The sequence below is a fragment of the Lysinibacillus sp. GW821-FHT14F06 genome (genome assembly GCF_058803665.1).
The window spans coordinates 1-12845 of record NZ_JBXAPF010000029.1 but is presented as its reverse complement, the minus strand read 5'-3'; the positions used below and the strand labels follow the sequence as shown (position 1 = coordinate 12845).

Sequence of the window (12845 nt, the reverse complement as noted above, 5' to 3'; positions counted from 1 at the left end):
TTTTACTTAGTATAAAAGAATCATGAGTTTTCTTGGCGTTAAGATTTCTTAACGTTCAGCCTGCATCTATTAATAAAGGAATCTATCTTGTATAATCCAACTAAAACCATGTCAAGTGAGTGAGTCAATGAAGGTTTAGGGGGTTTTTAAGGATGAAAAAATTATCAATACTGTTCGCAATTATTATCGGAGCACTGCTGCTAGCAGGCGTTATTCTTCCCTTATCCCAAACTAAATCCCATGGACCACTAGCGGTTAAAGGCGTGATGGATTTGCGTCATCATATATTTAACGATAATGCTCCTATCAAATTAGATGGCGTGTGGGCATTTATTCCGAATCGTTTGGTTGATGGTTCGAACTTCGATACCTATCCAAGCTATCTTGTAGATGTCCCTTCAGGATGGACTAAATATACAATTGATGGACAGCCGCTCCCCTCATTCGCCAGTGGAACTTATCGACTTAAAATTTTAGTAAATGATCCTAAGGATATTTTAGGAATTAAAACAAACGTCATTCGCATGTCCAATGCAATCTATATCAATGGACATCGAATTGGACAAAGCGGAGAGCCTGCTGAGAATGCCCGCTATATACCGCACAATACGCCGTATACTGCTTATTTTTCGCCTGATCAAAATGAACTGGAATTGATTGTGCATGTAGCAAATTTTGATTATGCACCAGGAGGGGGTATTATTAGCTCCATTTTTTTGGGGGATCAAACTAGTATTACAAAGCTTCGTGAAAGTGCATTATTCTACGATTTAATTACACTAGCAGCTTTTTTAACAATGTTTATCTACTTTTTTGGCTCTTATCTTTATTCTAAATTAGGGATTGAGCAGCTTTATTTTGCGTTATTTTGTTTTGCAAGTGCGCTTTACACGCTTACGCATGGCGAAAAGCTGCTACTAGCCATTGCCGAAATGAGCTATGCACCGTTTCAAAGTATACAGATGGCTTCCAGTGTCCTTGTTGGACTTTCTATTTTGCTCTATTTTTATCGAGCTTTGCCACAGTATATGAATTATCGGGTGGTAAAGGTACTATCTGTTATAGGTATATTCATGATGTTATTTATGATACTGCCAGCATCCATTAATTCTAAATTACAAAACGTTAATTCCTTATATGTATTTGTCAATATCATTTATATTTTCTATGTACAAATTATCGCAATCTACCGACGTGTTCCTGGAGTTATGTATTTAATAATAAGCTCGTTAGCCATCCTACTTTATTTTATCGTTGCTACATTAAATACACATATTAATCTTGAATTGAATGCCTTGCCGCCCTTGCTGCCATTTATTTGTTTAACAATGCTTTCTTTATATATTTCACATCGTTTTGCAGATTCATATTTAGAAAAAGGTAAGCTAACAGAGGCACTTATACGTGTAGATCAATTAAAAGACGAATTCCTTGCTAAAACATCTCATGAATTCCAAACACCTTTGCATGGCATTATTGGAATTTCTCAGTCTATGCTAAATGACAATAGCAAGCCTGATTTAGCTGTAGAACAGAAAGAGAAAGTAACACTTATATTTAATATCGCTGAACGCCTCTCCTATTTGGTTAACGATATACTTGATTTTTCTAAATTGAAGGAGAATGAACTAGCATTGCAGATGACATCTGTCGATTTATTTGCGACTACACATATGACTGTGGAAGTGCTGTCCTATACAATTAGCAAAGATGTAAAAATCTATAATCATATTGAACGTGGACGCTTTGTCCATGCGGATGAAAATCGACTTCGACAAATTCTCTATAACTTAATTCATAATGCAGTGAAGTATACAAATAAAGGAACAATCGATATTACTTGCTATGAGGAACAGGTATTTCTAGTGATTGACATTAAAGATACTGGATGCGGCATTGCACCCGAAAACTTAAAAACAATTTTTAGCCCATTTCAGCAATTAAGCCCTTCTGTTGATGGTACTGGATTAGGTTTACACATTACAAAGGAACTTGTGGAACGGCAAGGTGGCAAAATTAGCGTACATTCTATTGTCGGTCAAGGTACAACATTTTCTGTCAAACTGCTAAAAGCACAGCAGAAACATGAAGAATTACCAATAACGCCAATACAAACCTATCGACAACCTTTCCTAACATTCCCACATATTGTTGAAAATATTGGGAGGAAAAAAATTCTTATCGTGGATGATGATGCTGTTAATCTAAAAGTATTAATTGATATTCTGACACAGGAAAACTACTCTATTATTGCTGTTGATAATGGGCAGCATGTCTTTGATCAGGTCACACAACATCCTGATATAGATTTACTGATTTTAGATATTATGATGCCTACTATTTCTGGCTATGAGGTTTGCCAGCAAATTAGACAAAATTATACCTCTACAGAGCTACCCATTTTAATGTTAACAGCGGCCATGCGTCCAGAGGATATGATTGCAGCCTTTCAATCCGGAGCGAATGATTTTTTACATAAGCCGCTTGATATAGTAGAGCTCAAAACGCGTGTACGCAATCTTATTTTATTAAAGGATTCAGCAGAAACAGCAATTGCGATGGAAACTGCCTTTTTACAGGCTCAAATTAAACCACATTTTGTTTACAACGTACTAAATTCAATTTTATCGCTTAGTTATTTAGATTTGGAGCAGGCACGGACAATGATTACAAACTTTGCTATCTTTTTACGCAATAGCTTTGCCTTTGAAAATGCCAATAGCCTTGTTCCATTAGAAAAAGAGCTTAGTCTTATTGAGGCATATATAAATATTCATTGCACACGATATCCTGAGCAGTTAGAATGGGAAATTTGCATGGATGAGCCTATTCAGTGTCTAATCCCCCCACTCCTGCTTCAACCTTTAGTGGAGAACGCACTTCTTCATGGGCTGAAGGCAAAAAAAGAGGGTGGTAGGCTGCAATTATTGATTAAGCAAGAGCAGCAAAAGTTGATTTTTCAGCTTACAGACAATGGTATTGGTATATCACCAAAGCTTTTGCAGCAAATTCAAAGTGGTGAAACAACTGCTAGTCAAGGGATTGGCCTTGTAAATATCTCTAAACGATTAAAAAAATTTGAAAATGCTGCGATCCATTTTGAAAGTCTTGAAAATAAAGGAACAACTGTCGAAATTCATTTTCCAATTATTTCAATAGAAAGGATATGAGTATCTTGTTAAAAGCAATCATTATAGATGATGAAATTTTAGCCATTCGTTTATTAGAATCCATGCTAAAGGCAAGCTGCTCTATTGAGATTATCGGAACCTTCCTAAATCCAAAAGAGGCCTTAACAAATATTGATACATTAAACCCTGATATTCTGTTTTTAGATATTGAAATGGCTGAAATGACTGGTCTTGATCTTGCTTCTAAAATAGAGGATGCCTCACATCAAATAGATATTGTCTTTGTGACAGCGTATGAGCATTATGCCTTAGAAGCATTTGATGTACAGGCTACAGACTATATTTTAAAACCAATTGATTATGACCGATTATTGAAAACGATTGAGCGACTACACGAACGACGATATCCTATGAAATCCTTGATGTCGATCGAACATGAGTCTACTAAAATAATTCATACATTGCATTTTCATATACATTCAGGAAAAGTTTCAATTGGTGATACTGTATTCGCTTTATCAACAAAGGAATTTCAGATTTTATTCTTTTTAGCACAGCATAACCATCAAGCCTTTCCATCTGCTGAGCTATATCAACGTATTTGGGATGAGGATAGCATTGGACAAACACAGGCATTACGTGTTCATATTAGCAATTTAAGAAAAAAGTTAGATGCGATTCCAGGACAACCAGCTAAAATTGTGATGGCAAGAGGTTCTGGCTATCAATTAGTTTTTCAATATTAATCGTAATAGCGCTATCCTTTCGTTTTGTGGTTCTATCCACAATTTCTGAGATTCAATCCACCAATTTAGCTTGATTATCCAGCACTTTAAAACCTCTATCCACCAATTCAAAAAAGACTGCTTGCTTTTTTGGCAAACAGTCTTCTTTCTATTTTTCTTCTGGAAACAGCTTGGGCTTCAGTTCATCTTCACCAGAGCCTTCAGCCAAAGGAACCCTAGAGCGATAGGCGGCACGACAGATTAAGTGCCCTGCAACAGGGGCAGTTACAAAGACGAAGAGGATACCTAATATTAAACGTACACTTACAAAACCATCGTGTACCCAAAAGTAAATAAATGCACCTAATAAACATGTTAATACTGATAGCGTTGAACTTTTCGTTGCGGCATGGGAGCGTGTGTAAACGTCAGGTAATCGAATCATCCCATATGCACTAATAACACTTACTATGGAGCCAATCAAAATGAGGATGACAGCCGCCCATTCAATCATTTGATTTACGTTCAACAATCACACCTCTTTCGATATATTTTGTAAAAGCGATTGTACCGATAAATGCTAAAATACCTAATATCAAAATTGCTTCTAAATATGCCTTTGTTTTCAATACAATCGACACGATGGCGATTGCAGACAATAAATTTACACCAATTGTGTCAAGGGCGATAGCACGGTCAGGCATCGATGGTCCTCGAATAACACGATACAGTGACAGAGCAATGGAAACACTAAATAATGCTAAAGCTAAGAGTAAAATATTTTCAATCATTAACGTGTCACCTCCATTATTGCTTGTTCAAATTTACCTATAGAACGAATAACTGCATCCTTCGATTGCTCAATATCCATTGCATGAATATAGAACACATCGCCCTCCTCAGAGACCTCCATCACTACTGATCCTGGAGTGAGTGTGAGCAGTAACGCAAGTGCTGTTATTTCCCAATCTCCCCTTAATACAGTTTTGTACGTAAATATGCCAGGAGTAATCGTAAGTCTTGGCGTAGTTATTTGCTTTAGCACGCTATAGCTCGATAATAGTAGCTCCCAATTGAAGAGCCATAGTAATTTAATAATAGAAAACACACGTCGCAAATAAAATTGTGTGCCATAAAAGCTATGCAACGCATACAAAATTCCAATACCCACAATAAAGCCAATTAAAAATGTGGAAAATTGCGGAACTACCTCATCCTTTAGCAATAACCAAAGTGCTGCGATAAATAAATTAAGAATAAATTGCATTGCCATTATTTACTCACCTCACCCTGCCAAGCTTCTCCATCTAACACAGCATCAATATAAATCGATGGTGTATAAAGTGTTTCTGCTGCATCTGTTACATATGGCGCCATCCACTCAGCTCCAATCCCTAAACCAATTGTGCAAACTGCCAATAATGCTAACGGCAAGACAATGCGTTTTGGTAATGGCTTCTCATCTTCTAGACTAATAATTGTTTCTCCAAAGAATGACGAAAGAAAGATTCGTAGAAGGGAATACAAGACAATTAAACTTGATAAAAATCCTAGACCCAACAGGACAAAATTTCCACCTTCAATCGCACCTTGTCCAATTAAAACTTTGCCTAAAAACCCGCTTAATGGCGGTATACCAGCAAGTGAGCACATGACAATAAAGAATAACCAGCCGAAAAGTGGATAATTTCGAATTAGCCCACTCATATTATCTATTAACGTTTCACCAGTAACATAAATCATCATACCTACTGCCAAAAATAACATAGCTTTCGCTACCATATCATGCATTAAATAATAGGTTACCCCTTGTAGTGCTGACTCCGTGCCAATCGCAAGACCAGCTACTATAAATCCAACACCAATAAGGACATTATAAGAGGCAATAGTTCGTACATCTCGCCCTGCCAATGCGCCCATACAACCAGCAATTATCGTTAGTCCTGCCATAATCCCGAGTGCAGTATGTGTTACATCTGGATTGTTTGGAAATAGCAAAGTAAAGGTACGAACAAGCGCATAAATGCCAACCTTTGTTAATAACGCAGCAAAAAGTGCAGCAATCGCTGTTGGTGGTACACTGTATGAGCCAGGTAACCAAAAGAACAACAATAAACCAGCCTTTAAGCTAAAGACTATTAAGAAAATAAGAGCAACAGTTGTAATAACAGGATCTTCCCCAGCCTCCATTACACGGACAGAAATGTGTGCCATATTTAATGTTCCAACAGTTCCATATAAAAAGGCTAATGCTACTAAGAAAATCCAAGAGGCAACAATATTGATAAGTACATATTTTAATGCCTCACGAAGCTGAATTTTATCGCCACCTAAACTTATAAGCGCATATGAGGCCAGTAACATTACCTCAAAGCACACAAACAGATTAAATATATCCCCCGTTAAGAATGAACCATTAACTCCTGCTACCATAAGTAATACGAACGGATAGAAATACATTTTTTCATAGCTGCTGCCAATCGTAAACAAGGCATATAGCACACAAAATACTGCAACAATATTCGCTATTAAAACTAGTAAAACGGCAAATGAATCTGCAACAAATAGAATACCAAAGGGTGGTCCCCATCCACTAAAATCGATCCGCAACACACCCTGCTCCTGAATAGCTATCAATAACACGATACTAATCAAAACCACAAAGCTTAATGTTAATACACTAATAATGCGCTGCAGGATAATATGTTCACGTAAAAAAACTAGTAAAATTGCCGTAATAACGGGTACAATTAATGGTAAAACAATCATATTACTCATCTGGCGTACCTCTCAATTCGTCAAAATTCCCTGAACCATTTGTTTTATAGGCACGATAGCCAAGAACAAGCACAAATGCTGTCACTGCAAAGCTAATAACAATTGCAGTTAAAATTAATGCTTGAGGCAATGCATCGGTATAGGGACCTTCTGATTCTCCTAAAAGTGGAACATCCCCTTTTTTCAGCCCGCCCATTGTTAAAATTAGGAGATGGGCTGCATGTGATAAAACCGCAGTTCCTAAAATTACGCGTAATAACTGTTTCGAGAGGATTAAGTACGTCGCAACAGCTACTAATACACCAACTAATACAAGTATTAAAGATTCCATTGGCTACTCATCCTCACTTATACTTAAAATAATTGTCACCACAACACCTACGACTGTTAACGCTACACCAGCCTCAAAAACGGTGACAGTCGAAAAGCCCATTTTTCCAAATATCGGAACATCAATATAGGTATGTGCCTGTGTTAAAAATGGCACATCAAAAAATAGTGATCCGATAGCCGTTCCCGTAGCAAGTAATACACCTAGTGCTGCCATTTTTTTAAAATCAAATGGCATTCCTTTATGCACTGTTTCAATATCATAGGCTAAATACAACAGAACAATACCTGAGGCAAGTACAAGACCACCTATAAAACCTCCACCTGGAGCATGATGACCTGCAAAGAACAAATAAACACCTAAGGTTAAAATAATGAATACGACCGCTTTAGTTATCGTACGTAAAATAACGTCATTAATTTTCATGGTCAGTCTTCTCCTTTCGTGGCTTTAGTTTCGTGAGTGTATACACGCCTAAGCCAGCAATTAGAAGAACGACAACTTCTAGCATCGTATCAAATGCCCTGAAATCGCCAAGTATCGTATTTACAATATTCGAGCCACCTGCTAGCTCATAGGCATCATTAAAGTAAGTAGCGACCGGCTCAAAGCGATCAAAGTGAACTACGGCTAAGCCTACCAATGTAACGGTAGCACCAACTAAAATAGATATTGTGGCATTTGACCATTGGACCTTTTTATGGGCTGATTCAGGCATTAAATCAGGTAAATATTTAAAACATAGAAGAAACAAAGCGGTCGTCACAGATTCAACAACTAATTGCGTTAACGCTAAATCAGGAGCACGGAAAATAACAAAGAAAAAGGCAATTGAATAACCAAGTACACCATTTAACAACATGGCTGTCACACGACCCTTTGCGAAAATCATCCATATTGCTGCGAATACCATTACAAACACTAGAATCAGCTCATAGGATTCAATTGTGGAATCCTTAGCAAAATCAAATGCAATAGCATCTGACCAAATAAAGTAGCCAGCAATAAGTGCAACGAAAAATACATATATATAGATAAAATAATGAGTTAAATTACCTGTCATATAACGATTAGTCAGCTTTGCTGAGCCATTTTCACTCATTTCAATGAGACGATTGTAATACGTATTAAACGTATATTTTTGAGAGAAAATTCGATATAAAGGCTTCCAGCTTTTTAACGTTTTAAATAATATAGCCCCAATAATGATTACTCCTAGTGTCATTAATAGCTCCGTATTAATGCCATGCCATGCATGAATATGCGGTGTTAGCTCACTTGTTGATGGGAAAGTTGGATATATACTTGCCATTGCTGGCTCTAAAATATAATGTCCTAGCACATTTGGGAAGAAAAAGATTCCTACTACAAGGATGCTTAGGATAATTGGAGAAATTAGTATACCAATTGGCGCTTCATGTGGTTTTTTATCTATCTTATCTGGCTGTAATTTTCCAAAGAATGTGCGGCTTATTAAAATTAAGCTGTAGACAAATGTAAAGATACTCGCCACCCATGCGATAATCGGAAATAATAGCCCTGCATCAGTAATGGAAAATGCTTCTACATTACGAATAGCCAGCATTGCGGCAAAAAACATTTCTTTACTTAAAAAACCATTAAACGGTGGTAATCCAGCCATCGAGAAACCACCAATTACAGCAATTGTAAACGTTACAGGCATCAATGCCATTAAGCCGCCAAGACGGCGTATATCACGTGTCCCCACCTCATGATCGACAATCCCTACCATCATAAAGAGTGCACCCTTAAAAGTGGAGTGATTCACAAGATGAAATAACGCCGCAAAGCTTGCCTGCGTATATATAATGGTATTTTCAGCATAGCCGTAATAATGACCAACCGATCCTAGACCAAATAAGCTCATAATCAACCCAAGCTGACTTATTGTTGAAAAAGCTAATAAGGCTTTTAAATCCGTTTGGCGTACGGCATTAAATGAGCCCCAGAATAATGTTGCAAGACCAATCACACTAACAAGCCAGAACCAAATGGCCTCGCCTCCAAATACAGGGGAAAAACGTGCAACTAAATAGATTCCAGCCTTTACCATAGTTGCGGAGTGTAAATAAGCACTGACAGGAGTTGGTGCCTCCATTGCATCAGGTAGCCAAATATGGAATGGGAATTGTGCTGACTTTGTAAAAGCACCGATTAATATAAGGATTAATGCTGGCGTAAATAGTGTATGATCACGTATTACTTCTACATTGGCTACGATTTCACGAATACTAAATGATCCTGAAGCCACAAAAAGCATTAAAAAACCAGCTAGCATAGATAGACCACCAAAAACAGTAATTGTCATGGCTTTTCTCGCACCAGCTCGCGATGCCTTTCGATGATGCCAAAATGCTATTAACAAAAATGATGACACACTTGTTAATTCCCAAAACGTGTATAGCACCATTAAATTATCTGAAAAAACGACGCCAAGCATAGCGCCCATGAATAGTAATAGATAGCAGTAAAAATGATGAAGAGATTCTTTCGTTGATAAATAAAAAATAGAATATAAAATAACCAAACTACCTACACCAGTAATCAGTAAGCCAAAAATCATACTGAGACCGTCTAGGTATGTTGTGAAATTTATATTAAAAGAGGGAATCCACTCATATGTATGAATAAACGTTTTACCCCCAGCGATTTGAGGAATATAGCGAGCGAGTAAAAGAAACAAAATGAATGGAACGGCTAACACAAACCAGCCAAGATGTGCAACACGCCTCAGTCGCCTATAAAGAAGTGGAATAAGCGCAGCGCAGACAAATGGAAAAAGTATTGCAATAAGAACTGTAACCAAATGAAAACCTCCTACTTTCGAATTCGTCCTACAGACAGTTGCTTGATTTTAATGATGCCGATAATCAATTACGCCCTAGCGTAATTGCGTCCGGATTTTTTTCGAGCTTGCTCGAAAAGCTCCTCTTCAAAATCTGTGATATCCGCCAGGGGCTTTATCTTGATTCAGCGGGCGTTTGTACGTCCACTGAATAGGAAAAAAATCGCATTTACCTCCCAACCTATAGAGGTGGGAGTATTCTGTTGAATCAAGATAAAGTATTCCCGAATCTGCTGAAGATAGTACGCTTTATTTCTTAGCAATCAAAATCAAGTACGTCGTTGAGGACACTTTATTTATTTCAGCTAGTATTCATTACCTACTGAAAAAATGCTGTTATGAATATAGTAAAGCTAAACGAATATATCAGAAATTCCTTTGAATAATCCTTAAGGGGTTTTAGAAGATATCATAATGTGATGAATTAACAGTGAGAAATAGGATTTTTTATTGCAACTTAATTTATGATTCAGTAAGCTTTTTAGTGTAATGCTGTAAGAAAAGAATAGGGGAACTTAGAGTTGGTAACTAAAGTACCTTTAAATTGGGAAGCTTATTAAAATTAAACGCAATTTTACTAAGGAATACCGAGAGACTTGACTATCTATTTAACTCACTGCATAATAGTGTGGCATATAGAGACAATTCTTTTAAATGCGCAAAATGCATAAATAAAATACCTGTGAGTTATAGATATAAACTTAATTTCTCAAGGCTTTCTCGATATATTGTCATTAACTTTTATACATTTTTAAGTATACAATATAAATGAGCATAATGCACTGTAACAGCATCAATTTTAGCTGTTTTAGGATAATTTTTCCAAAATCGACAGTGGAAATAACAAAATAACAACAAGATAAGAGGTGTAAATGTTTTATGAAGCATGTGAAAGGGCGTTTAGACGAAAGTATTTTAGTTTGTGTTTATTACGGGCTTAATGGGGAACGCTTAATACGCCGTGGACATAAAATGGCCACAATGTTAGATTGCCCACTCTATATTCTTTCTGTAGACTCGCAGCCCCTTGATGCATTTGATGCAGAAAAATCTAGCTATATTGAGCAATGGAAAAAGCTATCAGATGAGCTAGATGTTGAAAAATTCATTTTATTAGATGATGAAAAACGCCCTATACAAAAAGTTATCGCAGAAGTAGCAAAGAATTTTGGAATATCACAAATAATTGTAGGCCAAAGTGCACAGAGTCGCTGGGAAGAGATCACAAAAGGCTCATTCTTAAACGTTCTGTTAAAAGAGGTTCCCTTTGTCGATTTCCATATTGTTGCGGTTCAGCGTCCAACTGATGATGATGCGAATGACATATATGAGAAGGGTGTACGTGCTTATTTAATTAAAGAGCATGAAAATTTTAAAGTAGCATTTACATGTCCGAAGTATGTATCGATTGAGGGTATTTTCTTTAAGGAAATTGGCACCGACTTTGACAATGGCATTTTTAAATTTACCTATAACGATAAAATGCATGAAGTTCATATATCAGAGGGTGACGTTATAGATAAAGAAAATCTACCAGCAGAGTTTTTATCACCATTACGACAATAAAAACGCGTTCTCAAATTTTAAATGCCCTTTCTAGGTTCTTTAAAATTTTGAGACGCGTTTTAGTTTTTATACTGCTGACGCAGGTTTATCTTTTGGTAAGAAAAAGGCTACTAATAGCAATAAAGGCAACAAGGAAACGACCATCATTGTAAAATCAATTCCCTTATGATCCATTAAAACACCAATGACCATAGCACCGATTGCTCCCATACCGAAAGCAAAGCCCGTTGTTAAGCCAGCCATTGTACCAATTTTTGAAGGGACTAGCTCTTGTGCGTATACAACTGTCACTGAGAAGCTAATCATAATGAGAGTACCAATAATCACTAAGAATATCATAGCTGCCCATAACGGAACATATGGAAGTGCCAGACAGAATGGCATCGGTACGATAACAGATAATAATATAACATTCTTTCTACCAATTCGATCAGATAATGAACCGCCAAAAAATGTTCCAATAACACCAAATGCCATAAAGCTGAAAATAAGAATTTGCCCAAGTCGAAGGCTAACATCATAATGATCCATCAAATAAAATACATAAAAACTTGTAATATTGGTTGTATAAAATGATCGTGCAAAAATAATAGTAAATAATAACGTCAGCGCAATACCCACTTGATTTTTTGTTAATGGAGGTAAGGTGGATACTAATACACGCTTTTTCTTTGCTAGACGTTCCTGCTCCAACCTCTTTTTATACCATGCAGCAATTTTACTTAATACAACGATACCAATCGCTGCTACTACTAATACCATCGCCGCACCACGTTGACCAAAAACACTAAAAATATAGGCACTAATCAATGGTGCCAGTGCTTGACCTGAATTACCACCCACTTGATAAATCGATTGTGCAAGCCCTCTTTTAGAGCCCGCTGCCATAAATGAAACACGAGAGCCCTCTGGATGAAATATAGCAGAGCCAAAGCCTAAAAATAATACCGCTATAATAATTACCCAATATTGGGTTGTAAACGCGATGATAGTAATACCTATGAATGAACTTATCATACCGATTGGCAAAGCATAGGGCATCGGCTTTTTATCACTAACAAAACCCACTACTGGCTGTAATGCAGAAGCGAACATATTTAATACAAATGAAATAAGTCCAATTTGTGTAAAGGTTAAACCTAAATCACTCTTGAATATCGGGAACATCGCTGGTATTACCGCCTGCATCGTGTCATTAATAAGATGGGCAACAGCTATTGCAATCATAATAGGATAGATTGGATCATTAACACTTTCTACTGATTTGTTCATGCTGCACACCCACTTTCTAATTTTTCTCAAATTACAATCATAATCAATTTCGCCTTGGCGTAATTGTAGCTGCCGCTATGCTTTCGCTACAGAAAACATTTGTTGCTGTCGCTTCGCTTTCGCACAGATTAAAACCGTGTTGCTGTCGCTTCGCTTTCGCACAGATTAAAACCGTG

The 12845-nt window shown here is 37.0% G+C and carries 11 protein-coding genes; 3 read left to right on the top strand and 8 right to left on the bottom strand.

From position 1 onward, the window contains the following. The first annotated feature begins 152 nt into the window (after nucleotides 1–152). Both AC1RNS_RS20280 and AC1RNS_RS20275 read left to right on the top strand, forming a co-directional pair. Complete coding sequence (locus tag AC1RNS_RS20280; protein ID WP_492995301.1) at nucleotides 153–3170, top strand: hybrid sensor histidine kinase/response regulator; 3018 nt, start codon at nucleotides 153–155, stop codon at nucleotides 3168–3170. A 5-nt stretch (nucleotides 3171–3175) separates the two neighbouring features. Next, on the top strand, nucleotides 3176–3877 hold the full coding sequence (locus AC1RNS_RS20275; RefSeq protein ID WP_492995299.1) for a response regulator: 702 nt from the start codon (nucleotides 3176–3178) through the stop codon (nucleotides 3875–3877). A gap of 148 nt (nucleotides 3878–4025) precedes the next feature. Here AC1RNS_RS20275 and AC1RNS_RS20270 read toward each other — a convergent pair whose 3' ends face one another. The 7 genes from AC1RNS_RS20270 to AC1RNS_RS20240 are packed head-to-tail and all read right to left on the bottom strand — an operon-like array spanning nucleotide 4026 to nucleotide 9792. After that, on the bottom strand, nucleotides 4026–4385 hold the full coding sequence (locus tag AC1RNS_RS20270) for a Na+/H+ antiporter subunit G (RefSeq protein WP_427539505.1): 360 nt from the start codon (nucleotides 4383–4385) through the stop codon (nucleotides 4026–4028). Beyond that, nucleotides 4363–4647, bottom strand: a complete 285-nt coding sequence (locus tag AC1RNS_RS20265; RefSeq protein ID WP_054771958.1) for a Na(+)/H(+) antiporter subunit F1 — start codon at nucleotides 4645–4647, stop codon at nucleotides 4363–4365. Before AC1RNS_RS20265 ends, AC1RNS_RS20270 begins: the two co-directional genes overlap by 23 nt. Next, the gene (locus tag AC1RNS_RS20260) at nucleotides 4647–5129 is read right to left on the bottom strand and encodes a Na+/H+ antiporter subunit E (RefSeq protein ID WP_492995298.1); all 483 of its coding nucleotides are present in this window, start codon (nucleotides 5127–5129) and stop codon (nucleotides 4647–4649) included. The genes AC1RNS_RS20265 and AC1RNS_RS20260 overlap by 1 nt, the downstream gene beginning before the upstream one ends. Beyond that, nucleotides 5129–6634: a Na+/H+ antiporter subunit D gene (locus AC1RNS_RS20255; RefSeq protein WP_492995297.1), complete on the bottom strand. Its 1506-nt coding sequence runs from the start codon at nucleotides 6632–6634 to the stop codon at nucleotides 5129–5131. Before AC1RNS_RS20255 ends, AC1RNS_RS20260 begins: the two co-directional genes overlap by 1 nt. Then, complete coding sequence (locus AC1RNS_RS20250) at nucleotides 6627–6965, bottom strand: Na(+)/H(+) antiporter subunit C (protein ID WP_286926359.1); 339 nt, start codon at nucleotides 6963–6965, stop codon at nucleotides 6627–6629. The genes AC1RNS_RS20255 and AC1RNS_RS20250 overlap by 8 nt, the downstream gene beginning before the upstream one ends. A 3-nt stretch (nucleotides 6966–6968) precedes the next feature. Continuing rightward, nucleotides 6969–7391, bottom strand: a complete 423-nt coding sequence (locus AC1RNS_RS20245; RefSeq protein WP_492995295.1) for a Na(+)/H(+) antiporter subunit B — start codon at nucleotides 7389–7391, stop codon at nucleotides 6969–6971. Further along, on the bottom strand, nucleotides 7381–9792 hold the full coding sequence (locus AC1RNS_RS20240) for a Na+/H+ antiporter subunit A (RefSeq protein WP_492995293.1): 2412 nt from the start codon (nucleotides 9790–9792) through the stop codon (nucleotides 7381–7383). Before AC1RNS_RS20240 ends, AC1RNS_RS20245 begins: the two co-directional genes overlap by 11 nt. A 918-nt stretch (nucleotides 9793–10710) precedes the next feature. Here AC1RNS_RS20240 and AC1RNS_RS20235 point away from each other — a divergent pair. Beyond that, nucleotides 10711–11397, top strand: coding sequence for a histidine kinase (locus AC1RNS_RS20235; RefSeq protein ID WP_492995291.1), 687 nt, complete (start codon nucleotides 10711–10713; stop codon nucleotides 11395–11397). Between the two features lie 66 nt (nucleotides 11398–11463). On the opposite strand, the gene AC1RNS_RS20230 is transcribed toward AC1RNS_RS20235, so the two are convergent. Next, nucleotides 11464–12669 (bottom strand): MFS transporter, encoded by a 1206-nt coding sequence (locus AC1RNS_RS20230; protein WP_492995290.1) that lies wholly within the window; start codon nucleotides 12667–12669, stop codon nucleotides 11464–11466. Between the last annotated feature and the right edge of the window lie 176 nt (nucleotides 12670–12845).

Coding starts and splice junctions, on each gene's coding strand:
- AC1RNS_RS20280 (WP_492995301.1), top strand. CDS start 153: ATGAAAAAATTATCAATACTGTTCGCAATTATTATCGGAGCACTGCTG.
- AC1RNS_RS20265 (WP_054771958.1), bottom strand. CDS start 4,647: ATGATTGAAAATATTTTACTCTTAGCTTTAGCATTATTTAGTGTTTCC.
- AC1RNS_RS20260 (WP_492995298.1), bottom strand. CDS start 5,129: ATGGCAATGCAATTTATTCTTAATTTATTTATCGCAGCACTTTGGTTA.
- AC1RNS_RS20255 (WP_492995297.1), bottom strand. CDS start 6,634: ATGAGTAATATGATTGTTTTACCATTAATTGTACCCGTTATTACGGCA.
- AC1RNS_RS20250 (WP_286926359.1), bottom strand. CDS start 6,965: ATGGAATCTTTAATACTTGTATTAGTTGGTGTATTAGTAGCTGTTGCG.
- AC1RNS_RS20245 (WP_492995295.1), bottom strand. CDS start 7,391: ATGAAAATTAATGACGTTATTTTACGTACGATAACTAAAGCGGTCGTA.
- AC1RNS_RS20235 (WP_492995291.1), top strand. CDS start 10,711: ATGAAGCATGTGAAAGGGCGTTTAGACGAAAGTATTTTAGTTTGTGTT.
- AC1RNS_RS20230 (WP_492995290.1), bottom strand. CDS start 12,669: ATGAACAAATCAGTAGAAAGTGTTAATGATCCAATCTATCCTATTATG.